We start from the raw sequence: 23,771 nt of genomic DNA on the forward strand, positions 1-23,771 counted from the left end.
ATGCACATCCTCGCCACCACATCGACGACGCTGGAGGATCTGGCCGAGCCGGTCGATCTTGCCCAGCCGCCCGGCGACATGGTGGCCCTGTCCTTCACCGACAGCGACCTCATCGCCCTGTCCGCGGCCTGGCGGGCGCGGCGGACTGATCTGCCGAGCCTGCGCCTCGCGCGGCTGAAGGACCTGCGCCATCCCATGTCGGTGGACCTGTGGGTGGAGAAGGTGGCCTCCCGCGCCAAGGTGGTGCTGGTGCGCCAGCTCGGCGGCCTCGACTGGTGGCGCTACGGCGCCGAGCAGCTGGCCGCCACCGCGCGGGCGCGCGGCATCGCCCTCGCTTTGCTGCCGGGGGAGGACCAGGACGACCCGCGCCTCGCCGCCCTCTCTACCCTGCCGGAGGTGGAGCTGTCCCGCTGGCTTGCCTATTTCCGCGCCGGCGGGCCGGACAACATGGCGGCGCTGCTCTCCGCCATGGCCGAGCAAGCGGGGCGGCCCGCCGCCGTGCCCGCCGCGGCCCCGGCGCCGGTGCCGGCCACCGCCTTCCACCGTGCGGGAAAGGGCCTCGCCGATCTCTCGGCGATCCGGGCCGAGGCCGCGGACGACGCACGGCCCCGCGCCCTCCTGCTGTTCTACCGCTCCCAATGGCTCGCGGCCGACACCGCCGCGGTGGATGCCTTGGCTGAGGCCCTCGGCGCGCGCGGCATGGCGTGCGACTGCCTCTTCGTGCCAAGCCTGAAGGCGCCGGAAGCCCGCGCCGCGCTGAAGGCCGCCTGTTCCGCGCTCAGCCCCGCCGCCATCGTCACCACCACCGCCTTCGCCGCCGGCGATGCGGCGGACCTGTTCCCTGCCGGCGGCCCGCCGGTGCTCCAGGCCGCTCCCGCCACCACCGCGCGGGACGCGTGGGCGGCCAGCCCGCGCGGCCTCTCGGCGGCCGACCTCGCCATGCATGTGGTGCTGCCGGAGCTGGACGGGCGGGTTCTGGCCGGCGCTCTCTCCTTCAAGGATTTCGCTCCCGCCGACGCGGACCTCGCTTTCACCCCCGCGGTGAACCGGCCGGAGGCGGATCTCGTGGCCCATGTGGCGGACCGCGTCGCCTCCCTGGTCCGCCTCGCCCAAACGCCGCGCGCCGACCGGCGTGTCGCCGTCATCCTTCCGGACTATCCCGGCGCCGAAGGCCGCGCCGGCTATGCGGTGGGGCTGGACGTGCCGGAAAGCGCCCGCCGCCTGCTGGCGACGCTCGCCGGTGCCGGCTATGGCGTCGGGCATGTGCCGCCCGATGCCGCAGCGCTCCTCGCCGCCATCACGCCGGCGCCCGGACTTTCGCTGGAGGCCTATGGCCGCCGGTTCGCCGACCTCCCACCGGCCGCGCGCGATACCGTGACCGCCGCATGGGGGCCGCCGGAGGCGGATGCCGACCTGAGCGGCGGCGCCTTCCAGTTCCGCCTCGCCCGCTTCGGCGCCGTCACCCTCGCCTTCGCGCCGGAGCGGTGCGCGGCCCTGGACCGCCGCGCGGATTATCACGATCCCGCCTTGCCACCCCGCCATTCGCTCATCGCCTTCGGACTGTGGCTGCGGGAAACGATGGACGCCCATGCGGTCGTCCACCTCGGCGCCCACGGCACGCTGGAATGGCTTCCGGGCAAGGCGGTGGCGCTCACCCCCGCCTGCTTCCCGCAGGTGGTGATGGGGGCGCTGCCGGTGGTCTATCCCTTCATCGTCTCCAATCCCGGCGAGGCGGCGCAGGCGAAGCGCCGGCTCGCCGCCGTCACCCTCGGCCACCTGCCGCCGCCCCTCGCTGCCGCCGGCCTCGGCGCGGCGGAGCAGCGGCTGGAACGGCTGGTGGACGAATATGCCCAGGCCGACGGCCTCGATCGCCGCCGCCGCGAGCGCCTTGCCGCCCTCATCGTCGAGACCGCCGCCGAGACCGGGCTCTCTGCCACCGCTGGCGTTGCTGCCGGCTCCGATCCCGACGAGGCCCTGCGCCGCATCGACGCCTGGCTGTGCGACCTGAAGGACCTCGCGGTGAAGGACGGCCTGCACATCTTCGGCAGCGTGCCCGAGGGCGAGACGGACGCCCTGCGCGCCGCCTCGGCGGAAGCCGAGACCCAGGCGCTGCTTGCCGCCCTCGACGGCCGCTTCGTGCCCGCCGGCCCCGCCGGTGCTCCGGCGCGCGGACGGCGAGACGTGCTGCCCACCGGGCGCAACCTCTTCACCGCCGATCCCCGCACCCTGCCCACCCCCACCGCCTGCGACCTTGCCCGCAAGGCGGCGGACGAGGCGCTGCGCCTCATTTTGCAGGAGCAGGGCGACTGGCCGCGCGCGCTGGTGCTGGACCTCTGGGGCAGCGCCAGCCTGCGCACCGGCGGCGAGGAGATCGCCCAGGGCCTCGCCTTCCTCGGCTGCCGGCCGGTGTGGGAGGCCGCCACCGGCCGCGTCACCGGCATCGAGGTGCTGCCACCGGCGGTGCTCGACCGGCCGCGCATCGACGTGACCTTCCGCATCTCCGGCCTGTTCCGCGACATCTTCCCCACCCAGATCGCCTTGCTGGACGCCGCCGTGCGCGCGGTGGCGGAGCGCGGCGAGACGGCGGACGAGAACCCCCTCGCCGAGGCCCGGCGCAACGGCGAGGACCTTTCCCGCCTGTTCGGCTCGGCGCCGGGAGCCTATGGCGCGGGCATCGAGGCCCAGCTGCAGCGCGGCGCCTTCGAGGTACGGGAGGAGCTGGGCCGCGCCTATCTCGATGCCGCTTCCCACGCCTATGGTGGCGCCGACGGCGCGGCGCGGCCGGCGCCCGGCCTGTTCGCCCGGCGCCTCGCCTCCGCCGACGCGTTGGTGCATGGGGCCGACGATGCCGCCCGCGACCTGCTGGACGGCAGCGAGGACGCCGCATTCATGGGCGGCTTCGCGGCGGCGGGCGCCCTGCTGGGGCGGGCGAGCCATCTCATCGTGCTCGACACCACCGATCCCGACCGCCCCCGCGCCCGACCCCTGAAGGATGCGCTGGCGCGGCTGGTGCACGGGCGGGTTTCGGCAGTCTTCATCGCCGGGCAGATGCGCCATGGCCCGCGCGGCGCGGCCGAGCTGGCCGAGACGGTGGACCGCCTGGTCGCCTTCGCCGAGACCACGGAGCAGGTGCCCGCCGGCCTCTTCGACCGGCTGCATGCGGCCTATGTGGCGGACCCGGCCGTCCGCGCCTTCCTGCTCGCGCACAATCCCGAAGCGGCGCGCGCCATCGCCCGACGGCTGGCCGACGCCCGCCGCCGCGGCCTGTGGCACGCCCGCCGCAACGACCTCGACGCCGATCTCGACGCCCTGCGCGCCGCTGCCGCGCCACGGGAGGCCGCCGAATGAGCCCGCGCGTCGCCCTTGCCTCTCCGCCCCTTCCCCCGGCCCGCCGCGGCGCCTGTCCCGCCTTCCGCGCGCCTATGGAAACCGGCGATGGCCTCATCCTGCGGCTCGTGCCCGAGGCGGGCGCACTCTCCGCCGCCCAGTTGCGCAGCCTCGCGGCCGCCACGGCGCGCTTCGGCAACGGCCTCATGGAGATCACCGCCCGTGGCAGCCTCCAGGTGCGCGGGCTCACTATGGAGACGGTCGCGCCGCTCCAGCAGGCGGTGCTGGACCTCGGCATCACCCCGCGTCTCGGCCTCGCGGTGGACCTGTCGCCCCTGAGCGGCCTCGACCCGACAGAAGAGCGGGACGCCCGCGCGCTCGCCGCCGCCATCGGCGCCGGTGCCGCGTCCTTCGCCGGCCGTCTCGGACCCAAGGTGTCGGTCATCGTCGACGGCGGTGGCGCCATCTCTCTCGCCGGGCAGAAGGCGGACGTGCGGCTCCGCGCGGCCGGCGGCGACCTCTGGGCGCTCAGCGTCGGCGGATCCGCGCCGCGCCTGCTGGAGGAGGGCGACGCGGCCGCCGCCGCGCTCGACGCCATCGCCGCCATCGCCGGCCTCGACCGCGACCGGCTGGGACGGGCGGGCCGGGCCACCGATTTGCCGGGCTGCGGCGGCAGCGGCCCGGCGCGGCGCGCGCCGGCGGCGCTCGGCCGCCTGCCGCTGAACGACGGCAGCTTCGCCTTCGGCATCGGCCTGCCCTTCGGCGCCGGCGAGGCCGACCTCGTTTCCGCCCTCGCCGATGCCGCGGAGGCGGCCGGCGCGCGGGACCTCAGGCCCGCCGCGGAGCGGGTCCTGCTCGCCACCGGTCTCTCGGCCGCAGGCGCGGAGGCGTTCGCGCAGACGGCGCAGACGCTGGGTTGCCTGGTGCGGGGCGATGACCCGCGCGCGTTCGTCTCCGCCTGCGCCGGCGCACCGGCCTGCGCCTGCGGACACTTTCCAGCCCGGGCGATGGCGCCGGCTCTCGCCGAGTCGCTCGCGCCGCTGCTGGACGGGACGGTGTCCGTGCACCTCTCGGCCTGTACCAAAGGCTGCGCCCATCCCGCGCCGGCCACCCTCGCCGTCGTGGGCATGGACGGCGGCGCCGCGCTGGTGCATGACGGCCCGGCATCCGGCGCCGCGGGGCCGGTGCGGGCCGTGGCGGACCTTGCCGCCATGCTCGCCCGGCTCGCGGCGGCGGCCCGGCACCAGCCGGGCGAGACTGCCCGAGCCCGCCTCGCCCGCCTTGATCCGGCGGACATCTGGGCACGCGGGCTGGAAGACGCGGACCCGACGACGCAGAACCGATGACGGACCCGACGATCAGCGCATCATGACCTCTTCCTTCGATTACGTGCGCGACGGCACGGCCATCTACGAGCGCTCCTTCGCCATCATCCGCGCCGAGGCGGACCTCTCCGCTTTCTCAGCCGAGGAGGAGGACGTGGCCGTGCGCATGATCCACGCCTGCGGCCTTGTGGAGGCGGCGCGCCATTTCGTGTTCGGCCCGGGCGTCGTGAAAGCCGCCCGCGCCGCGCTCACGGCCGGCGCGCCCATACTGTGCGATGCCGAGATGGTCGCCCACGGCGTCACCCGCGCCCGGCTGCCCGCCGGCAATGGGGTGGTCTGCACCCTGCGCGATCCGGCGGTGCCGGAGCTGGCGGAAAGGCTCGGCACCACCCGTTCCGCCGCGGCGCTGGAGTTGTGGGGCGATCGGCTCGCCGGTGCCGTGGTGGCCATAGGCAACGCGCCCACCGCCCTCTACCACCTTCTGGAGATGCTGGATAAGGGCGCGCCGCGCCCGGCCGCCATCCTCGGCATGCCGGTGGGCTTCGTCGGCGCCGCCGAATCGAAGGATGCCCTGGCCCAGGACCCGCGCGGCGTGCCCTTCGCCATCGTGCGCGGGCGGCTCGGCGGCAGCGCCATCACCTCGGCCGCGGTCAACGCTTTGGCGAGGGCCGGGCTGTGAGGGGGCGGCTCATCGGCGTCGGCGTCGGCCCCGGCGACCCGGACCTCCTCACCCTCAAGGCGGTGAAGGCCATCGGTGCGGCGGACGTGGTTGGCTATTTCGCCAAGGCGGGCAACGCCAGCCATGCCCGCGCCATCGCCCATGCCCATTTCGGCGCGCACGCGCTGGAGCTGCCCCTGCTCTATCCGGTCACCACCGAGATGCACCGCCATGACGACGCCTATCGCGCCGCCATAGGCGCCTTCTACGACGTCTCCGCCGCCGCGGTGGCCGAGCACCTCATGGCCGGTCGCACGGTGGCGGTGCTGAGCGAGGGCGATCCGCTCTTCTACGGCTCCTACATGCACCTGCACGTGCGGCTCGCGCCGCGCTTCCCGGCGGAGGTCATCCCGGGCGTCACCGGCATGTCCGGCTGCTGGTCGCAGGCCGGAGCGCCCATCGCCCAGGGCGACGACGTGCTGATGGTGCTGCCCGGAACGCTGGACGAGGCCGAGCTGGCGCGCCGCCTCGCCGAGGCGGATGCGGCCGTCATCATGAAGGTGGGCCGCAATCTGCCAAAGATCCGCCGGGCGCTCGCCGCTGCCGGGCGGCTGGAGCGCGCGCTCTATGTGGAGCGCGGCACCATGGCGGACTGCGCCCTCGTGCCCCTCGCCGAGCGGGCGGACGAGCGGGCGCCCTATTTCTCCATCGTGCTGGTGCCCGGATGGGAGCGCGCCGCGTGAGCGGGCAGCTCACCGTGGTCGGCCTCGGCCCCGGCCCGGCCCGGCAAATGACGCCCGAGGCGGAGACGGCGGTGGCCGCCGCCGACATCCTCTTCGGCTACGCACCCTACCTCGCCCGCCTGCCCGAGCGGCCGGGACAGGAGCGGCGCGCCTCGGACAATCGCGAGGAGATCGCCCGCGCCGGCGCCGCGCTCCAGGCTGCCGTTACAGGGGCGCGCGTGGCGATGGTCTCCGGCGGCGATCCCGGCGTGTTCGCCATGGCGGCGGCGGTGTGCGAGGCCATCGAACACGGCCCGGCCGAATGGCGCGCCCTGGAGGTCGAGGTGGTGCCCGGCGTCACCGCCATGCTGGCCGTCGCCGCCCGCTGCGGCGCGCCGCTGGGCCACGATTTCTGCGCCATCTCCCTGTCGGACAACCTCAAGCCCTGGGCGCTGGTGGAAAAGCGCCTCGCCCTCGCCGCCGAGGCGGGGTTCGTCATCGCCCTCTACAATCCCATCAGCCGGGCCCGGCCCTGGCAGCTTGGACGCGCCTTCGAGCTGCTGCGCGAGCACGTGCCCGGCACGGTGCCGGTGGTGTTCGGCCGCGCGGCGGGGCGCGACGACGAGCGCATCACCCTCGCGACGCTTCAGGATGCTGACCCCGCGCAGGCGGACATGGCCACCTGCATCCTCATCGGCACGGCGGAGACCCGCATCGTGCCGCGGGCAGGCCGCGCGCCCCTCGTCTACGCGCCGCGCTCGGCGCCGGCTGCCCCGTGAGACGGCGCGCGGAAGCGGCGGTCGAGCCACGCCTCGGCCTCGGCCGGGCTGGCGGCGGCCTCCACCTGCGGCACGGAAGGCCGGGCGATCAGCACCACTTCGATGCCCAGCGCCCGCGCCGCCGCCATCTTGCCGTAGGTGGCGCTGCCGCCGCTGTTCTTGGCGACGATGGCGTCAATGCCGTGGGACTTGAGCAAGTCATGGTCCTCGCGTTCGCCGAACGGGCCGCGGCCGAGCACGTAGTCCGCCCGCGGCACGGCGAGCGGCGGCTCCACCGGATCGACGCTGCGCACCAGAAAGGCGTGCTGGGGCGCCGCCTCGAAGGCGCGCACCTCGTTGCGCCCGAGGGCGAGGAAAACCCGGCGGGGCGCCGCGCCCAGCGCCGCCACCGCCTCCGGCACGTCCGCCACCTCGCGCCAGCGGTCTCCCGCAATCGGCGTCCAGGGGGCGCGGCGCAAGGCGAGCAGCGGCACGCCGGTGGCCGCGCAGGCCGCGGCGGCATTGAAGGACATGCGCGCCGCATAGGGATGGGTGGCATCCACCACCGCGGCGATGCCCTCCGCCCGCAGATGGTGCGCCAGCCCGTCAACCCCGCCGAAGCCGCCGATGCGCACCGGCACCGGCTGGGGCGCGGGATGCTCGGTGCGGCCGGCGAGGGACAGGATCACGTCATACTCGCCCCGGCCGGCGAGGCGGGTCGCCAGCGCGCGCGCCTCGGTGGTGCCGCCGAGCAGCAGCAGGCGCACAGGCGGGTCCGGGGCGACGGGCGCGGAAGCGGAGGGGCTCATGGCGGCGATTGATGCCCCAGCAGGACGCTGGCTGTCCATCGTCGGCATCGGCGAGGACGGAGTGGACGGCCTTTCGCCGGCCGCCGCCGCCGCGGTCTCCGCCGCCGCTCTCGTCTTCGGCGGGCAGCGCCACCTCGCCCTCGCAGCCCCGCTGATCCGCGGCGCGGCGCGCCCCTGGCCGAGCCCGTTCAGCCTCGACGACGTGCTGGCGGCCCGCGGGCAGGCGGTCTGCGTGCTCGCCTCGGGCGATCCCTTCCTCTACGGCGTCGGCGCGAGCCTCGCCCGGCATGTGCCGGCGGCGGAGATGGCCGCCTTTCCGGCGCCCTCCGCCTTCGCCCTCGCCAGCGCCCGCCTCGGCTGGGCGCAGCAGGAGGCGGACCTCGTCTCGCTGCACGGCCGGCCCCTCGCCCGGCTGCGCCCCTTCCTCCAGCCCGGCGCGCGGCTGATCCTCCTCACCTCCGACGGCGACGGGCCGCGGCAGGTGGCGGACTTTGCCACGGCGCACGGCTGCGGCGCCTCCCGCCTCGTGGTGCTGGAAGCTCTCGGCGGGCCGGCCGAGCGCCTGCGCGAGACCACGGCCGCGGGCTTCGACCTTTCGGACGTGGGCGCGCTCAACGTGGTGGCGCTGGAGGTGACGGCGGATGCGGGCGCGCCGCTCCTTCCCTCCGCCGCCGGGCTTGCCGACGAGCTCTTCGCCCATGACGGCCAGATCACCAAGCGGGAGATCCGCGCCGTCACCCTCTCGTCCCTCGCGCCGCGGCGGGGGGAGCTATTGTGGGACATCGGCGCGGGGGCAGGCTCCATCGCCATCGAATGGCTGCTGGCGCACCCCTCCCTCGCCGCCGTGGCCATCGAGGCGGACCCCGACCGTGCCCGGCGCATCGCCGCCAACGCCACGGCGCTGGGCGTGCCCCATCTCAGGGTGGTGGAGGGTGCGGCACCCGGCGCCCTTGCCGGACTGCCCGCTCCCGATGTGATCTTTCTGGGCGGCGGCGCCAGCGCGCCGGGCGTGCTGGACGCGGCGCTCTCCGCGCTGAAGGGCGGCGGGCGCATGGTTGCCAATGCGGTGACGCTGGAGACCGAGGCGCTGCTCATCGCCACACGGGCGCGCCTTGGCGGCGATCTCCTGCGCATGTCGCTTGCGCGGGCGGCGCCGGTGAAGGGCATGACGGGTTGGCGGCCGGCCATGCCGGTGACGCAATGGCGCTGGCAGAAGCCGCCGGATGCGGGAGGCGAAGGATGATCGTGGCGGGCATCGGCTCGAAGCGGGGCGTGGCGATGGAGGACGTCCTCGCCGCGCTTGACGCTGCCCTGGCGCGCGCCGAGCTCGCCCGCGACGACGTCTCGCTCATCGCCGCCCCCGCCGTGAAGGGCGGGGAGGCCGGTATCAGCGAGGCGGCAGCCCTGCTCGGCCTGCCCCTGGTGCTGGTGCCGCAGAGCCAGCTGGAAGCCGCCTCCAGCCGGACAAAGACCCATTCCGAGCGGGTGGTGGCGCTGCTGCGCGTGCCCTCGGCGGCGGAGACGGCAGCGCTCGCCGCTGCCGGCGCCGAGGCGCGCCTCATCGGCCCGCGCCTCGCCCTCGGCCCCGTCACCTGCGCCCTCGCGCGGCGGGGGAGCGTGGCGTGACGGTGCATTTCATCGGCGCCGGTCCCGGCGCGGCCGACCTCATCACCGTGCGCGGCCGCGACCTCATCGCCCGCGCGCCGGTCTGCCTCTATGCCGGCTCCATCATCCCGCGGGAGATGCTGGACTGGTGCCCGCCGGGGGCGCGCATCGTCGATACCGCCCCCCTCGACCTCGACCGCATCGAGGCGGAATACGTGCGCGCCTTCGGGGCGGGGGAGGACGTGGCGCGGCTGCATTCCGGCGACCTCTCGGTCTACAGCGCGATGGCCGAGCAGATGCGGCGGCTGGAGCGGCTGGGGATTCCGTACACCCTCACGCCGGGCGTTCCGGCCTTCGCGGCGGCGGCCGCCGTGCTTCGGCGCGAACTGACGGTGCCCGAGGTGGCCCAGAGCCTCGTCATCACCCGCGTGTCCGGCCGCGCCTCGGCCATGCCGGACGCCGAGCGCCTCGCCGCCTTCGCCGCGACGGGTGCCACCCTCGCCATCCACCTCGCCATCCACGTGCTCGACCAGGTGGTGGCGGAACTCACGCCCATCCTCGGCGCCGACTGTCCGGCTGCGGTGGTGGCGCGGGCGACGTGGCGCGACGAGCGGGTCGTCACCGGCACCCTTGGCGACATCGCGCAGCAGCTCGCGGCCGATCCCATCCCGCGCACCGCGCTCATCCTGGTGGGCCGCGCCCTCGGCGCCGCCGATTTCCGCGAAAGCGCGCTCTACGACACGGATTATGTGCGCCGCTTCCGCGGAGGCGGGGAATGAGCCGGGCCTCAGCCCACGGCGGGATGGAACGGGGTGCGGCCCATCAGGGTGCCGTCGCGGTCGAACACCACCACCTCCAGCGCCACGTCCGCCCGGCCGACGGCGCGGGCAGCGGTGACCCAGGCACTGGCGGCCACGGCATCGCCCAGGGGGAAGCCGGCGGCCGCCGCGATCTGGAACGCCTCCGCCACCATATGGGCCTGCGCGATGCGCGCACTCAGTTCCCCCGACGCCCCGGCCGCCGCGGCGAGGCGGGCGAGATCCGCCATGTCGGCGCTGCCGCGCTTGGAATGCAGGTCGAGACGGCCCTGCGCCAGCTTGGTCAGCTTGGCGACGCCGCCCGCCACCGTGACCTTCGCCACCGGATGGGCGCGGATGTATTTGAGCATGCCGCCGACGAAGTCGCCCATGTCGATGAGCGCCACCTCGTCGAGGCCGTGCAGCTTCTGCACCGCCTTCTCGGAGGCGTCGCCGGTGGCCCCGGCCACATGGTGAAGGCCCATGGCACGCGCCACGTCGATGCCGCGATGGATGGAGTGGATCCAGGCGGCGCAGGAATAGGGCACCACGATGCCGGTGGTGCCGAGCACCGACAATCCGCCGACGATGCCGAGCCGCGGATTGAGCGTCTTCAGGGCGAGGCGCGCGCCATCCGCGATGGCGATCTCCACCTCCGCGTCGGCCGGAACGCCGGCCGCCTGCGCCACCTCGGCGATGCCGGCAGCGATCATGCGGCGCGGCACCGGATTGATGGCGGGCTCCCCCGGCGGCACGGGCAGGCCCGGCCGCGTCACCGTGCCGACGCCCGGCCCGGCGCGGAAGGTGACGCCCGCGCCCTCGGCTCCGCGCCGCACGCTGGCCATCACCAAGGCGCCGTGGGTCACGTCCGGATCATCGCCCGCATCCTTGACGATGCCGGCGGTGGCGCTCTCACCCGCCATCTCATGCAGGGCGAGGGCGAAGGCCGGACGGGTGCCGCCGGGCAGCTCCACCTCCACGGGATCGGGAAAGGTGCCGGTGACCAGCGCGGCGAAGGCCGCCTTGGCGGCACCCGCGGCGCAGGTGCCGGTGGTCCAGCCGCGCCGCAGCGGCGCGCCTTCCGGCGGCTCTGCGTCCTGATCTGCCCGCGCGTCCTCGCTCATGGCCTTCTTGATAGAGAGGCCGGGCCCACGGCGGAAGGGGGCGGGACCCGATGAGCGCGCGCGGCCTCCTCGTCGGCGCGCCCCGCTCGGGCTCCGGCAAGACCACCATCACCCTCGCCTTGCTGGCGGCGCTGGCGCGGCGCGGGCTGAGGGTGCGGGCGGTGAAATCCGGGCCGGACTATATCGACCCCGCCTTCCACGCCGCCGCCACCGGACAGCCGGGCCTGAACCTCGACAGCTGGGCCATGCCGCCGGCCCTCCTCGACCATCTCGCCGCCGCGGCGGCGGCACAGGCCGACCTCGTGGTGGCGGAAGGTGCCATGGGCCTGTTCGACGGGGTGGCGGGCGGCGCGGGCCGCACCGGCGCAGGGGCGGACGTGGCCGCCCGGCTCGGCCTGCCGGTGCTGCTGGTGCTCGACGTCTCCGGCCAGTCGCAGACCGCGGCGGCGGTGGCGCGCGGCTTCATCGGGCATGATCCGCGGGTGCGCATCGCCGGGGTGGTGCTGAACAAGCTCGGCAGCGACCGCCACGAACGCATGGTGCGCGAGGCCATGGCGCCCCTCGGCCTGCCGGTGCTGGGCGCGGTGCCGCGGGACGCGGGCATCGTGCTGCCGGAGCGGCATCTCGGCCTCGTGCAGGCGGGCGAGACGGCCGATCTCGACCGGCGCCTCTCCGCCCTCGCCGACCTCGCCGAGGCCCATCTCGACCTCGACGCCATCCACGCGGCCGCCCAGCCCCTCTTGGGCACGGCGCTGGCCGACCCCGCGGCCGCCCTGCTGCCGCCGCCGGGGGAGAGGATCGCTTTGGCGCGCGATGCCGCCTTCTCCTTCGTCTACGCCCATGTGCTCGCCGGCTGGCGGGCCGCGGGGGCGCAGATCCTGCCGTTCTCGCCCCTCGCCGACGAGGCGCCGCCGCAGGGCTGCGATGCGCTCTGGCTGCCCGGCGGCTATCCCGAACTGCACGCCGGGCGGCTCGCCGCCGCCTCACGCTTTCTGGAGGGCGTGCGGGCGTTCGCGGCCTCAGGCCGGCCGGTGCATGGCGAGTGCGGCGGCTACATGGTGCTCGGCACCGCGATTACCGATGCGGAAGGCGCGCGCCATGCGATGCTCGGCCTGCTGGATCTCGAGACGAGCTTCGCCCGCCGCAAGATGAATCTCGGCTATCGCGCCGCGCGCCTGCTCGCCCCCTCCCCCCTGGGGGCACCGGGCGCGCGGGTGCGCGGCCACGAATTCCACTACGCGACGGTGATGGAGCGCGGCGCCGACGCGCCGCTCGCCGAACTGTCCGATGCCGAGGGCCGCCCTCTCGGGCCGGCCGGAAGCCGCCGGGGATCGGTCACCGGCAGCTTCTTCCACGCCATCGCGCGAGACCCGCTCAGCCCCGGGTGAGCGAGAGGGCGAGAATGCGCCGGGCGATGAGGAACGCGAAGGGCACCGCCACCAGCGCGCCCCCGCCGGCCGCCAGGGGAATGAGGCGCATGGCCTCGCCTGAAAAAGAGGGAATGGCGAGCACTGCCAGCACCGCCGCGCCAGCAAGGGTGGTGGCCAGCATGAGCCAGACGAGGATCGCGATCTTCAGCATGATGAAGCTCCCCGGGCAGGCTACGTCCTGTAGACCGGGCGCGGCGGGCGCGGTTTGACGACGGTCAACAGGAGATGGCCACCGGCCCGGCCCATGCATCCAACGCATGACCACACCGCCGCGGAGGGCGTATAGTGCCGACAGACGCGCCGGCCGGCCGGGCCGAAGCGCGCCCCCGGCATCCCTCGGGAGGGACGCGATGCAGTGCCAGTTCAAGGAAGACGACTTCCGCCAGGCGGTCCTCGACATCGTTGGCGGCAAGGAAGGTCAGGCCATCGTCATCCAGGTGGTCGGCGGCAGCACCATCACCGGCTTCGCGCCGCTGAGCGTGGGGCGCGACTATCTCCGATGCCAGGTGGCCGCCGGAACCGGCCAGAAGGAGCAGATCGTGCCCTTCCATTCCATCACCTGCGTGCGCTAGCCCAGCCTCCGCGCTGGCCCCGCACGGCTCGATCCTCTATGCAGCGGGGGCGCGCGGGCGCCGCGCCCGCTCACCGTTCACGTCCAAAGCGCACGCCCCACGCTCACGTCTCCAAGGAGCCCCACATGGCAGCATCTCAGATGGCAGCACCCCAGCCCATCCACCGGTCCGACGCGCCCCGCTTCACCCTGCTGCGCGACAAGATGCTCATCGGCGGGGCCTGGGTGGATGCCGACGACGGCGCGACCATCGAGGTGAACAACCCGGCCACCGGCGAGATCATCGGCACCATTCCCAAGGCCGGCGCCGCCGAGACGCGCCGCGCCATCGAGGCGGCCTCCGCCGCCTTCAAGAGCTGGCGCGCCACCCCCGCTGCCGAGCGGGCGGCGAAGCTGCACAAGCTCTCCGACCTCATCACCCAGAATGCCGACGAGTTGGCCCTCATCCTCACCACCGAGCAGGGCAAGCCGCTGGCCGAGGCCAAGGGCGAGATCGGCGCCTCCGCCGCCTACGTGCGCTGGTTCGCCGAGGAGGCGCGGCGCATCTATGGCGACGTGATCCCCTCGCCGTGGCCGAGCCGCCGCATCCTCGTCACCAAGGAGCCGGTGGGCGTGTGCGCGGCGGTGACGCCGTGGAATTTCCCCTCCTCCATGCTGTCGCGCAAGATCGGCGCGGCGCTGGCGGCGGGCTGCACCGTGGTGTGCAAGCCCTCCGAGCTGACACCCTATTCCGGCCTCGCCTGGGGCGTGCTGGCGGAGATGGCGGGCATTCCCGCCGGCGTCGTCAACATCGTGGTGGGCGATGCCCCCTCCATCGGCGGCGAGATGACCTCCAACCCGCTGGTGAAGAAGGTGACGTTCACCGGCTCCACGCCCGTGGGCAAGCTGCTGATGAAGCAGTCGGCGGACACCATGAAGAAGATCTCCATGGAGCTCGGCGGCAACGCGCCCTTCCTGGTGTTCGACGACGCCGACCTGGACCTCGCGGTGGAGCAGGCCATCGCCTCCAAGTATCGCAACGTCGGCCAGACCTGCGTCTGCGCCAACCGCTTCTACGTGCAGGCCGGCATCTATGACGCCTTCGCCGAGAAGTTCGCTGCCGCGTCGAAGAAGCTCAAGGTGGGCAACGGCGTCGATGAGGGCGTGGTCGCCGGCCCGCTGATCGATTCGCGCGCGCTCGCCAAGGTGGAGCGGCTGCTGAAGGACGCGCTGGACAAGGGCGCCACCGTGCTCACCGGCGGCAAGCAGCCGGCGCAGGGCGGCACCTTCTTCGAGCCCACCGTGCTCGCCGGCGCGACCCAGGACATGGCCTTCGCCCGCGACGAGATCTTCGGACCGCTGGCGCCGCTCTTCAAGTTCGAGACCGAGGAGCAGGCCGTCGCCTATGCCAATGCGACGGAATACGGCCTCGCCTGCTATTTCTTCACCAAGGACCTCGGCCGCGCCTTCCGCGTGGCGGAGCAGCTGGAATACGGCCAGGTGGGCGTCAATGCCGGCGTCATCACCACCGAGGTGGCGCCGTTCGGCGGCGTGAAGGAGAGCGGCGTCGGCCGCGAGGGGTCGAAGTACGGCGTCGATGACTATCTGAACATCAAGTACATGTGCATGGGCGGCATCTGAGACCTTCGGAGCAGGTCCGTCGACCTATCGGCAACGCCATGCCCGGGGCTGTCCCGGGCATAGCGGCGGGCACCTTCAACCCGGCCCCACCGTCGCCCTCCGGCTTGACCGGAGGGCCCATGGTGCGACCGGGAGCCGGCTTCAGGCGGAGGATGGGTGCTCCGGTCAAGCCGGAGCACGACGGCGGGAGGGCGGGCGAGGTGGCTCGTACCCAAGCGCCGCGAGCACATCGCCATGGCGATGGCCGGGACGCCGCGCCGTGTCTCCTCAACCTGCCTTCCACCCAACCTCCAACGCAGCCCCAACCGTCGCCCTCCGGCTTGACCGGAGGGCCCATGGTGCGGCCTGGGGCCGGCGCCGGGGGAAAGCATGGGTGCTCCGGTCAAGCCGGAGCACGACGGCCGATAGGCTGACGCGAGGCGGCGAGGTCGCTCCCACCCCTCAGGCGGCGAAGTTGAAGCCCATGGCGATGCGGTTCCAGGCGTTGATGCCGGCGACCGTCACGGTGAGAAAAACCACCTCGTCCTCGGAAAACTCGGCCCTGAGCCCAGCCCAGGCGGCGTCGGAGGCGGCGCCGGGGGCGAGCTTGGTCATCGCCTCGGCATAAGCCAGCGCCGCCTTTTCCCGCGCCGAGAAGATCTCCGCCTCGCGGAAGGCCGGCAGGAGGTCGAGCTTCTCCTGCGCGACTCCGGCCTTGCGGGCGAGGCCGAGGTGGAACTTGAGGCAGAAGGCGCAGCCGTTGATCTGCGAGGCGCGGAGCTTGACGAGCTCGGTCAGCCCCTTGTCCAGGCCGGACGCATCCACCGCCTTGGTGAGGGCGGACAGGCCCGCATACACGTCCGGCGCGCGCGCGGTGAAGTCCTTGTAGGTGGGGCGCACGATCGCATCGGCCACGGCATCATCCTTTCGCGGCGAGAGGGTCAGTTCTTGAGCCGGTAGCCGGTGCGGAACATCCAGCGCACCGTGAACAGGCACAGCAGCAGGAACACGAAGGTCATCGCCGCGCTCACCTCCACCCGCACGTCGGCATGGCCGAAGAAGCTCCAGCGGAAACCGGCGATGAGATAGACGACGGGATTGAACAGCGTGACGGTCCGCCAGAGGGGCGGCAGCATGTCCAGCGAATAGAAGGTCCCGCCGAGGAAGGTGAGCGGGGTGATGACCAGCATGGGGATGAGCTGGAGCCGCTCGAACCCGTCGGCCCAGATGCCGATGATGAAGCCGAACAGCGAGAAGGTCACCGCGGTAAGCACCAGGAAGCCAAGCATCCAGAACGGATGGCGGATCTCCAGCGGCACGAACAGCGAGGCGGTGGCAAGGATGATGAGCCCCAGCAGGGTGGACTTGGTGGCCGCCGCCCCGACATAGCCAGCCACGATCTCGAACGGCGAGACCGGCGCCGACAGGAGCTCGTAGATCGTGCCGGTGAAGCGCGGGAAATAGATGGCGAAGGCGGCGTTGCTGATGGACTGGGTCAGCAGCGTGAGCATCAGCAGGCCGGGGACGATGAAGGCGCCGTATGGCACCCCGCCCACCTCCGACATGCGCGAGCCGATGGCCGAGCCGAACACCACGAAATACAGTGAGGTGGACAGCACGGGCGAGACGACGCTCTGGCCGATGGTGCGGCGCGTGCGGTTCATCTCGAAGGTGTAGATGGCGCGGATGGCATGGAAGTTCACGGGGCGCGCCTCACCAGGCTGACGAAGATGTCCTCGAGCGAGCTCTGCTCGGTGTGAATATCGGTAAAGGCGATGTCCTCCGCCGAAAGCCCGGCCAGGAGGCCGGCGATGGACAGGCCGTTCCCCTGCCTTGGCTCCCCCTCGGCGCCGTCCGCCGTGGTGGCGTAGGTGTAGGTGAGGCAGGTGCCGGAGGGCGACAGGGACAAGTCGTAGGGGGCGAGCCGGCCGGGAATCGCCGCAAGCGGCTGCGCCAATTCGATGGACAGGCGCTTGCCGCCGAGCTTGCGCATCAGCACCGCCTTGTCCTCCACCAGGATCAGCTCGCCGCGGGCGATCACCCCCACCCGGTCGGCCATCTCCTCGGCCTCCTCCAGATAATGGGTGGTGAGGATGATGGTGACGCCCGCGTCGCGCAGCTCGCGCACGAGGCGCCACATGTCACGCCTGAGCTCCACGTCGACGCCCGCCGAGGGCTCGTCGAGGAACAGCACCTCGGGGGCGTGCGAAAGGGCCTTGGCGATCAGCACGCGCCGCTTCATGCCGCCGGACAGCGTCATGATGCGGGCGTCCTTCTTCTCCCACAAAGAGAGGCTGCGCAGCACCTTCTCGATATGGGTGGGATCCGGCGCACAGCCGAACAGGCCGCGGGAGAAGCTCACCGTGGCCCAGACGCTCTCGAAGGCGTCGGTGGTCAGCTCCTGCGGCACGAGGCCGATGCGGGAGCGGGCGGCGCGGTAGTCGCGCACGATGTCGTTGCCGGCCACCTCGACCGTGCCGGAGGTGGCGTTGACGAGGCCGCAGACGATGGAGATGAGCGTCGTCTTGCCGGCGCCGTTAGGTCCCAGCAGGGCGAAGATCTCACCCCGTCGGATGTCCAGGGACACGTCCTTCAAGGCGGCGTGTCCGGTGGCGTAGGTCTTGCTGAGATGGGAAATCGAGATGACGTTCGTCATGGGGGCGCTTTATAGCGACTTCCCGCGCGCTGGGTACCGCCGAGCGGGAAGAAATCTCAGCATGCCCCCCATACCGCTCGGGAAGCCGCACGCCGGCCCGGCACAGTCTTCCCTTGCTGCAAGGGAAGCCAAGTGCCGGGACCGGCTCGTTCAGGTGGTCTGGATGGCGCTCACCCGCCAGGGCCCCGCGCCGGTGGCGCCGCGCTGGCGCACGAAGGTCCACACCTCGGTGGTCTCGCCGGCACCGGAGACATCGCCGGAGACCGGACGCCCGCTGGCGCGTTCTACCATCACGTCCCGGCCGGCGTAGCGCATGGCCACGGTGGCGTATTCGAGAGGGCCTTCGCGCCACGACTCGGCGACGTCGCCCTGGAGCAGCTTGATGTCGGACACCTCGTTGCGCAGGCCCGCCTCGGCGTTGTCGCGCAGTTCGTCGGCAAGGAAGCCGAACATCTCCGGCGTGGTGTGCTGGCGCAGCTCGCCCTGGTCCTCGCGGGAATAGGCGCCCTGGATGGTGGCGAGCAGGCGTTCGAACGTGTCCAGATCGGCCGGGGTGACGCCGATCTCGTCGCGGTGCGCCGTGTTGGGGCGGGCATCCGCAGCCGACGGGCGCGCGGATGCCGGCGCCGGCCGCGGCGGGAAGCCCGCCCCGCCACCGCCGTAACGTGCGCCCGCGCCGGCCGGTGCGGGCTGGGAGCCGCGCAGCAGGCGCATGACCACGAACACCACGAGGGCGATGAGGCCCAGCTGGAGCACGAGGCCCAGCGCACCGGCCAGGCCGCCGAGCCCGCCGCCCATGAGCATGCCCACGAGGCCGCCGATGAGCAGGCCACGCATCAGCGCACCGCCGAGGCCGGAGCCGAACATGGACGAGCGCGGCGGGGTCGCCTGCGGACGCTGGGCCGCGGTGGGGCCGGGCTGCGCCTGGGGCGTGGTGGAGCGCTGAACCGGCGCGGCGGCGCCCGGCGCCGTCTGGGTCGGGGCGGGGGTCTGGTAGGTCCGCGTGCCGCGGCTGCCGATGGAGATGCCCTTGCGCGCCTCGGCGTGATCGGCGCCCACAAGGCAAAGGGCGCCTACGACCGCCATCACCGCGAGCAGCGAACCGTTGCGAAATCTCGACATGTCCCGGCTTTCCTCCCTGGCAGCGTTGGTTCCGCTGCGTCAGCCTGCCGGACATATGGGGAGCCGGCCGCCGATTGCGAGGGGTGCGCAGTCGCCCCGCTCGGGCTCCCGCAGGTGATGTACTTGGTGTCTGGGGAAAGGCTGGGGGCTCGCGTGGCGATGCACCTTGTTTGCGCGAAGCGGTCTCCCCTTCGCTCGAAAACGCTCTAAGCTCCCGCCGCCGTCCGGCCGACGGCCCTCCCCCGGAGTTCGCGATGCCCGCCTTCGTCCGCCGTGTCCTGAGCTTGATGGTGCTTCTCCTCTTGCCCGCGGCCGCGGCGGCGGCGCCGGTGGGCGTCATGGTGCGCAACGAAAGCACCAGCGCCACCTGCGCCGAGACCGACAACGTCTCCCTCAAGCTGGTTGCCGAGCAGATCGAGAAGTTCACCATCATCGCCCGCCATCCTGCCTATGTGGGCATGCTGCGCGTCGACAACACCGAGCCGGATTTCGAGACCTGCGACATGAGCAGGGACCCGGTGGTGCCGGCGCCCGCACCGCCGCCGGCCGCGGCGGGTGCCCCGCCGGCGGCACCGGCGACGGGCGTGCCGCGGCGCGTGACCATCTTCGAGACCCCGGATCTGTGGATCACCGGCTTCACCTTTCCCTCGTTCTGGCGGGCGGCAAGCGTGCCGGTGCGGATCGGTGGGGAGGTGACGCAGGGCCTGCACATGCTTCAGCTCTGGGTCCGCCAGAACGACAAGGCGGAGGAGGTGCTGGTGGTCTACCCGCCCGACGGCTACTGGCGGGCCCGGCCCCTGTCGCCGACTCACCTGCGCAGCACGGCCTATGGCTCATCCTTCCTCGTCGGGCCGGTGGAGCAGGCCGAGCGGCCGCTGGTGCGGCTGAAGGAGCTCGATTTCGCGCCGCAGACGCGCACCTTCACCTTGCACTTCGCCGACGGCGGCAAGGCGCGCCTCCAGCTGGCGAAGGTGGACGGCGACCAGATTCGTCTCGAGGTCCAGTTCGACGGCATCGCCCCGCGCACCTTCGCGGCCCTGCGCTCCATGTACGTCACCGAGGGCAATGCGGACGTCGCCCGCGTGGCCTGGCGCACCCTCGCCTCACCCGGAACCCCCGCAGCCATGGGCGAGGCGCCGGTGATGAGCTTCACCGACGCGCAGAACGTCTCGATGCTGTGGGCCGGCCGCCTCGTGCCGTCTCGCCACAACACCAGCGCGCCCGACTTCACCTTCGAGGGATTCGCCGGGCGGTAGGCCGCGACCGACGGCTGTGAGTGGAAGTATTATATTACCCTATTGTCGCAAATTGCGAACTGTGCCATAATGATACGCCCTGCCGCGTCGTTTGGCGGCGGGGACCTGTCACAGCGTCCAAGGTGGAAGCGGGAGGGGCTTTCGCTGCGGCAATCGCGCCAGCCCGCATCCGCGTGCGACCTGGCCCCACCCTCCTGCAGGTGAGATGCGCCCCAACGCGATGGAGCCCGCCGGGCCTGCGGCGGAGATGCCCCCTGCCCCGGAGGCGGGTCCGCCCCTCTCTGTCGCGGGCATGTTCGCGTGGGTGCGCCGCAACGGGCCTGCGGCGCAGACGGCGACCGACCTCCTGCTGTTCGCCCTGTTCTACGGCTGCCTCATGCTCACCGTGACCGAGGTGGCGCGGCTGCTCGGCGTGTTCCCGGTGGTCTCGCCCACCGACGCCATCGCGGTGGGCGTCTATTTCGTCATGTTCCGCGGCGCCCTCGGCCCGCTCGCGCTCGTGGTCACCTGCGTCTCCATCCTCCTGCACCTCTTCGCCTTCGACGACCCGTTCGGCGCGGCGATGGCCGGCGGCATCGCCCACGGCCTCACCTTCGTTCTGGTGGGCTGGGGATGCCTGCGCGCCGGGCTCGAGCGCGACGCCCTGCGCAGCGTGCCCATGGTGGTGAGCCTCGCCCTCGTCGCCATCGTCGGCACCCTGCCGGGCGCGGCGCTGGCCGCCTTCGTCGCCTTCATCGAGACCGGAAACCGCTTCCCTCCCCTGCTGCTGCGCTGGTGGATCCCGGAGATGGCGAGCGTCGTCCTGCTGCTGCCGCCCTTCCTGCTCTGGCACGGCCGGCGCCAGGATTGGATGCTGCCCAAGACCGATCGCGCCGACGGCCGCCCCCCAGCGCTGGCGCGGGAGGAGGAACTCACCCTCGCCAGTCTCACCCTTGCCACCGCCGTCATCGCCAGCGCCTATTATTCCGAGCCGCTGCTGCGCGACCTCGGCGGCGTCATCCTGCTGTGGTTCGCCTTCCGCCTCGGCCTGTTCGCCACCGCCGTGGCGTCGGGTCTCCTGTCGCTCGCCATCATCGCCCTCGGCGTCGCCCAGGTGTGGCCGCAGGCCTCGGCCGATCTCATGACCGCCATGCTCCAGCTGGAGGCGCGGCTGGTCATGGTCATGATGCCGGCGCTGGTCATCGCCGCCATCATGGCGCAGCGGGTGCGCCAGCAGAGCGAAGTCCAGGAGGATCGCCGCCGCCTCGCCTGGGCGCTGGAAGGCGCCAATGACGGCATCTGGGACTGGCACCTGCCCACCGACGGCGTGTTCTTCAGCGCCCGGGCCCATCGCATGCTGGGCTTCGAGCCGAGCGAGGCGAGGCCAAGGCTCTCGGACTACGGCCAGCTGGTGCATCCCGAGGACTTCCCGGCCCTCGCGCGGGCGCTCAGCGAGCATGCCGAGGGCCGGCACCAATTGTTCCAGACCGAGGTGCGCCTGCGCCACCGCAACGGCAATTGGCTCTGGGTGCTGGTGCGCGGCAAAGTGGTGGAGCAGGACGCCGCCGGCCGGCCGGCGCGGGCGGTGGGAACGCTCACCGACATCGCCCAGCGCAAGCATCTGGAGGCGGCACTGGAGCATGCCGCCACGCACGATCCCCTCACCGGCCTCGCCAACCGGACGACTTTCGACCGGGCGCTGGACCAGGCACGGCGGCGCCTCGCCCGCGACGGCGCCCTGTTCGCCGTGGTGCTCATCGACATCGACCACTTCAAGATGGTCAACGACAAATTCGGCCATATGGTCGGCGACACGCTGCTGAGCACCGCCGCGCGCCGGCTCCAGTCGGCGATCCGAGCCGGCGACGTCGTGGCCCGCTACGGCGGCGACGAGTTCGCCATCATCGCCGCCGGCAAGAACAAGGAGGAGTTCGCAGCCATGGCGGAGCGGCTGCACCGCCAGCTGTCGCTTCCCATGGAGGTGGATGGCCTCGCGCTGCCCACCTCCTTCTCCCTCGGCATGGCGGTGGCGGACGAGAGCGCGCCCGACTCTTCCGCCCTCCTCGCCGAGGCGGACGCCGCGCTCTATGCCGCGAAGGATGCTGGCCGCGGCACCTGGCGGGCGGTGGGCATCGCCCCCCGCAACGGCCATCCCGCGCCCCGCCGCCCCGGCTTCGTCGACGTCCCGGAGCGGCCCGGCGCGCGCCGGGCCTGAGCCCCTCAGGCGATGGCCAGCACCGCCTCGGCGTCGAGCACACCGCCGGCGCCGCCGGTCACGGCCTCCTCCAATCCCTTCGCCTCCACCGCGAGATTCTCCGCGAAGAAGCGCGCCACCGCGATGCGGGCCGACAGGCGCGGATCGCTCGCGCCCTGCGCCCGCTCGCCATAGGAGGCGAGCGCGGCACGCGCCAGATAGGCGCCGCCGGCGGCGCGGGCGTAGAGCTTCAGATAGGGCGTGGCGGTCGCGAGCGCCTTGGACGGCTCGTCCGCCAGCCGGTCGAGCATCACAATGGTGGCGCGGCCCAGGGCTTCGGCCGCCTCCATTAGGCGCGCGCCGGCATGGCCGAAATCGGGCGCGTTGAGCGCCGCCATCTCCTCGGCGATGTCGCGATAATCCGCGATCAGGGCGTTGATCACGTCGCCGCCCTCCTGCGGCACCTTGCGGGTGACGAGGTCGATGGCCTGGATGCCGTTGGTGCCCTCATAGATGGCGAAGATGCGCGCGTCGCGCATGTGCTGGGCGGCGCCGGTCTCCTCCACATAGCCCATGCCGCCGTGCACCTGCACACCGAGGGAAGCGACCTCGATGCCCACGTCGGTGGAGAAGGCCTTGGCCACCGGCGTCAGGAGGCTCGCCTCGGCGAGGGCCGCCGCGCGGGCGATGGGATCGGCGAGGCGGCGGGAGCGGTCGAGGGCGTCCGCGGTCTTGAGGCAAATGGCGCGGGCGGCGTCGGTCTCGGCCCGCATGGTCAGCAGCATGCGCTTCACGTCGGGATGGGCGATGATGGGGGCCGACCCCTCGATGCCGGGCGCCTTGCCCTGCTTGCGCTCGCGGGCGAAGGCGAAGGCGCGCTGGGTGGCCCGCTCGGCCACCGCCACACCCTGGATGCCCACCGCGAGGCGGGCGTTGTTCATCATGGTGAACATGCAGGCGAGGCCGCGGTTCTCCTCGCCCACGAGATAGCCCACGGCGCCCTCGCCCTTGTCGCCGAACACCATGGTGCAGGTCGGCGAGCCGTGCAGGCCGAGCTTGTGCTCGATGCCGGCGCAGACCACATCGTTGCGCGCCCCCAGGCTGCCGTCGGCGTTCACCTGAAACTTCGGCACGAGGAACAGCGAGATGCCCTTGGTGCCGGCCGGCGCATCGGGCAGGCGGGCGAGGACCAGATGGACGATGTTCTCGGCGAGGTCATGCTCGCCGTAGGAGATGAAGATCTTGGTGCCGAAGATGCGATAGGTGCCGTCGGCCTGCTTCACCGCCTTGGAGCGCAGGGCCGCGAGATCCGAGCCGGCCTGCGGCTCGGTGAGGTTCATGGTGCCGGTCCAGGTGCCGGCCACCATCTTCGGCAGATAAATGCGCTGGAGCTCGGCCGAGCCGTGGGCGGTCAACGCCTCGATGGCGCCGAGGGTGAGCACGCCGCCGATGCCGAAGGAGGGCGAGGCCGAATTCCAGAACTCGGTCAGCGCCGAGGTGACGGAGGTGGGCAGGTTCTGGCCGCCGAACTCCTCCTCGGCCGCCACCGCGCTCCAGCCCGCCGCGGCCCAGGCCTCATAAGCGGCGCGCCAGCCCTCCGGGGTGGAGACGGCGCCGTCCTTCAGGGTGCAGCCCTGGCGGTCGGCCACCCTGTCGAGGGGAGCGATGGCGGTGGCGGCGAACTTGCCGGCCTCCTCCAGCACCGCATCCACCACGTCGAACGACAGCTCCACGAGGCCCTGCTCCATGAGGCTGGGAAGGGAGGTGCAGGTCTTGAGAAAATAGGAGACCTCTTCCACCGGCGCGCGATAGCTCATGGGACCCTCCCTTTGGTGCCTG

Annotated in this window: 21 protein-coding genes; 13 read left to right on the forward strand and 8 right to left on the reverse strand. The window is 72.8% G+C overall.

Annotated elements, in window-relative coordinates; genetic code table 11:
* From cobN to ABLE93_RS21020, 5 genes are read left to right on the forward strand one after another with little or no spacing between them, the layout of a single operon-like run.
* Positions 1-3,348 carry a cobaltochelatase subunit CobN gene (cobN, locus tag ABLE93_RS21000; RefSeq protein ID WP_348841778.1) on the forward strand — a complete coding sequence of 1,116 codons (3,348 nt, stop codon included), beginning with the start codon at positions 1-3 and terminating at the stop codon, positions 3,346-3,348.
* The gene (locus ABLE93_RS21005; protein WP_348841779.1) at positions 3,345-4,673 is read left to right on the forward strand and encodes a ferredoxin-like domain-containing protein; all 1,329 of its coding nucleotides are present in this window, start codon (positions 3,345-3,347) and stop codon (positions 4,671-4,673) included. The genes cobN and ABLE93_RS21005 overlap by 4 nt, the downstream gene beginning before the upstream one ends.
* 22 nt (positions 4,674-4,695) lie before the next feature.
* A complete protein-coding gene (locus ABLE93_RS21010) occupies positions 4,696-5,331 on the forward strand; it encodes a precorrin-8X methylmutase (protein WP_348841780.1) in 636 nt (211 codons plus the stop codon).
* On the forward strand, positions 5,328-6,053 hold the full coding sequence (locus tag ABLE93_RS21015; protein WP_348841781.1) for a precorrin-2 C(20)-methyltransferase: 726 nt from the start codon (positions 5,328-5,330) through the stop codon (positions 6,051-6,053). Before ABLE93_RS21010 ends, ABLE93_RS21015 begins: the two co-directional genes overlap by 4 nt.
* Entirely contained in the window at positions 6,050-6,811 is a 762-nt protein-coding gene (locus ABLE93_RS21020; RefSeq protein ID WP_348841782.1) for a precorrin-3B C(17)-methyltransferase, read from the forward strand. The genes ABLE93_RS21015 and ABLE93_RS21020 overlap by 4 nt, the downstream gene beginning before the upstream one ends.
* Here ABLE93_RS21020 and ABLE93_RS21025 read toward each other — a convergent pair.
* Positions 6,778-7,599 (reverse strand): cobalt-precorrin-6A reductase, encoded by an 822-nt coding sequence (locus tag ABLE93_RS21025; RefSeq protein ID WP_348841783.1) that lies wholly within the window; start codon positions 7,597-7,599, stop codon positions 6,778-6,780. The genes ABLE93_RS21020 and ABLE93_RS21025 overlap by 34 nt on opposite strands.
* On the opposite strand from ABLE93_RS21025, the gene cbiE reads away from it, so the two are divergent.
* The 3 genes from cbiE to cobM are packed head-to-tail and all read left to right on the forward strand — an operon-like array spanning position 7,598 to position 9,983.
* Complete coding sequence (cbiE, locus tag ABLE93_RS21030; RefSeq protein WP_348841784.1) at positions 7,598-8,842, forward strand: precorrin-6y C5,15-methyltransferase (decarboxylating) subunit CbiE; 1,245 nt, start codon at positions 7,598-7,600, stop codon at positions 8,840-8,842. The genes ABLE93_RS21025 and cbiE overlap by 2 nt on opposite strands.
* Positions 8,839-9,225, forward strand: a complete 387-nt coding sequence (locus ABLE93_RS21035) for a cobalamin biosynthesis protein (RefSeq protein ID WP_348841785.1) — start codon at positions 8,839-8,841, stop codon at positions 9,223-9,225. The genes cbiE and ABLE93_RS21035 overlap by 4 nt, the downstream gene beginning before the upstream one ends.
* On the forward strand, positions 9,222-9,983 hold the full coding sequence (cobM, locus tag ABLE93_RS21040; RefSeq protein WP_348841786.1) for a precorrin-4 C(11)-methyltransferase: 762 nt from the start codon (positions 9,222-9,224) through the stop codon (positions 9,981-9,983). The genes ABLE93_RS21035 and cobM overlap by 4 nt, the downstream gene beginning before the upstream one ends.
* 8 nt (positions 9,984-9,991) lie before the next feature.
* Here cobM and ABLE93_RS21045 read toward each other — a convergent pair whose 3' ends face one another.
* Positions 9,992-11,125, reverse strand: coding sequence for a cobalt-precorrin-5B (C(1))-methyltransferase (locus ABLE93_RS21045; protein WP_348841787.1), 1,134 nt, complete (start codon positions 11,123-11,125; stop codon positions 9,992-9,994).
* A gap of 50 nt (positions 11,126-11,175) precedes the next feature.
* Between ABLE93_RS21045 and ABLE93_RS21050 the strand changes: the two genes are divergently transcribed.
* On the forward strand, positions 11,176-12,513 hold the full coding sequence (locus ABLE93_RS21050) for a cobyrinic acid a,c-diamide synthase CobB (protein WP_348841788.1): 1,338 nt from the start codon (positions 11,176-11,178) through the stop codon (positions 12,511-12,513).
* Here ABLE93_RS21050 and ABLE93_RS21055 read toward each other — a convergent pair.
* Positions 12,500-12,706, reverse strand: a complete 207-nt coding sequence (locus ABLE93_RS21055) for a hypothetical protein (RefSeq protein WP_348841789.1) — start codon at positions 12,704-12,706, stop codon at positions 12,500-12,502. The genes ABLE93_RS21050 and ABLE93_RS21055 overlap by 14 nt on opposite strands.
* 199 nt (positions 12,707-12,905) lie before the next feature.
* On the opposite strand from ABLE93_RS21055, the gene ABLE93_RS21060 reads away from it, so the two are divergent.
* Positions 12,906-13,127 carry a hypothetical protein gene (locus ABLE93_RS21060; protein WP_348841790.1) on the forward strand — a complete coding sequence of 74 codons (222 nt, stop codon included), beginning with the start codon at positions 12,906-12,908 and terminating at the stop codon, positions 13,125-13,127.
* A 140-nt stretch (positions 13,128-13,267) separates the two neighbouring features.
* Entirely contained in the window at positions 13,268-14,746 is a 1,479-nt protein-coding gene (locus tag ABLE93_RS21065) for an NAD-dependent succinate-semialdehyde dehydrogenase (protein WP_510183063.1), read from the forward strand.
* Between the two features lie 441 nt (positions 14,747-15,187).
* Here ABLE93_RS21065 and ABLE93_RS21070 read toward each other — a convergent pair whose 3' ends face one another.
* From ABLE93_RS21070 to ABLE93_RS21085, 4 genes are all read right to left on the reverse strand, one after another.
* Positions 15,188-15,640, reverse strand: coding sequence for a carboxymuconolactone decarboxylase family protein (locus ABLE93_RS21070; protein WP_348841791.1), 453 nt, complete (start codon positions 15,638-15,640; stop codon positions 15,188-15,190).
* A 26-nt stretch (positions 15,641-15,666) separates the two neighbouring features.
* Positions 15,667-16,428: an ABC transporter permease gene (locus ABLE93_RS21075; RefSeq protein ID WP_348841792.1), complete on the reverse strand. Its 762-nt coding sequence runs from the start codon at positions 16,426-16,428 to the stop codon at positions 15,667-15,669.
* Complete coding sequence (locus tag ABLE93_RS21080) at positions 16,425-17,381, reverse strand: ABC transporter ATP-binding protein (RefSeq protein WP_348841793.1); 957 nt, start codon at positions 17,379-17,381, stop codon at positions 16,425-16,427. Before ABLE93_RS21080 ends, ABLE93_RS21075 begins: the two co-directional genes overlap by 4 nt.
* Positions 17,382-17,531: 150 nt before the next feature.
* Positions 17,532-18,503: a TIM44-like domain-containing protein gene (locus ABLE93_RS21085; RefSeq protein ID WP_348841794.1), complete on the reverse strand. Its 972-nt coding sequence runs from the start codon at positions 18,501-18,503 to the stop codon at positions 17,532-17,534.
* 254 nt (positions 18,504-18,757) lie between these two features.
* Between ABLE93_RS21085 and ABLE93_RS21090 the strand changes: the two genes are divergently transcribed.
* Together ABLE93_RS21090 and ABLE93_RS21095 are read left to right on the forward strand one after the other, a co-directional pair.
* Complete coding sequence (locus ABLE93_RS21090; RefSeq protein ID WP_348841795.1) at positions 18,758-19,759, forward strand: hypothetical protein; 1,002 nt, start codon at positions 18,758-18,760, stop codon at positions 19,757-19,759.
* A 205-nt stretch (positions 19,760-19,964) separates the two neighbouring features.
* On the forward strand, positions 19,965-21,953 hold the full coding sequence (locus ABLE93_RS21095) for a diguanylate cyclase (protein WP_348841796.1): 1,989 nt from the start codon (positions 19,965-19,967) through the stop codon (positions 21,951-21,953).
* Between the two features lie 5 nt (positions 21,954-21,958).
* Here the strand turns inward: ABLE93_RS21095 and ABLE93_RS21100 are convergent, their stop codons facing one another.
* Entirely contained in the window at positions 21,959-23,749 is a 1,791-nt protein-coding gene (locus tag ABLE93_RS21100) for an acyl-CoA dehydrogenase family protein (RefSeq protein WP_348841797.1), read from the reverse strand.
* Positions 23,750-23,771: the final 22 nt, after the last annotated feature.

Origin of the sequence: Xanthobacter pollutisoli (genome assembly GCF_040044995.1) — a bacterium.
In the GTDB taxonomy this organism is placed as follows: Bacteria; Pseudomonadota; Alphaproteobacteria; order Rhizobiales; family Xanthobacteraceae; genus Xanthobacter.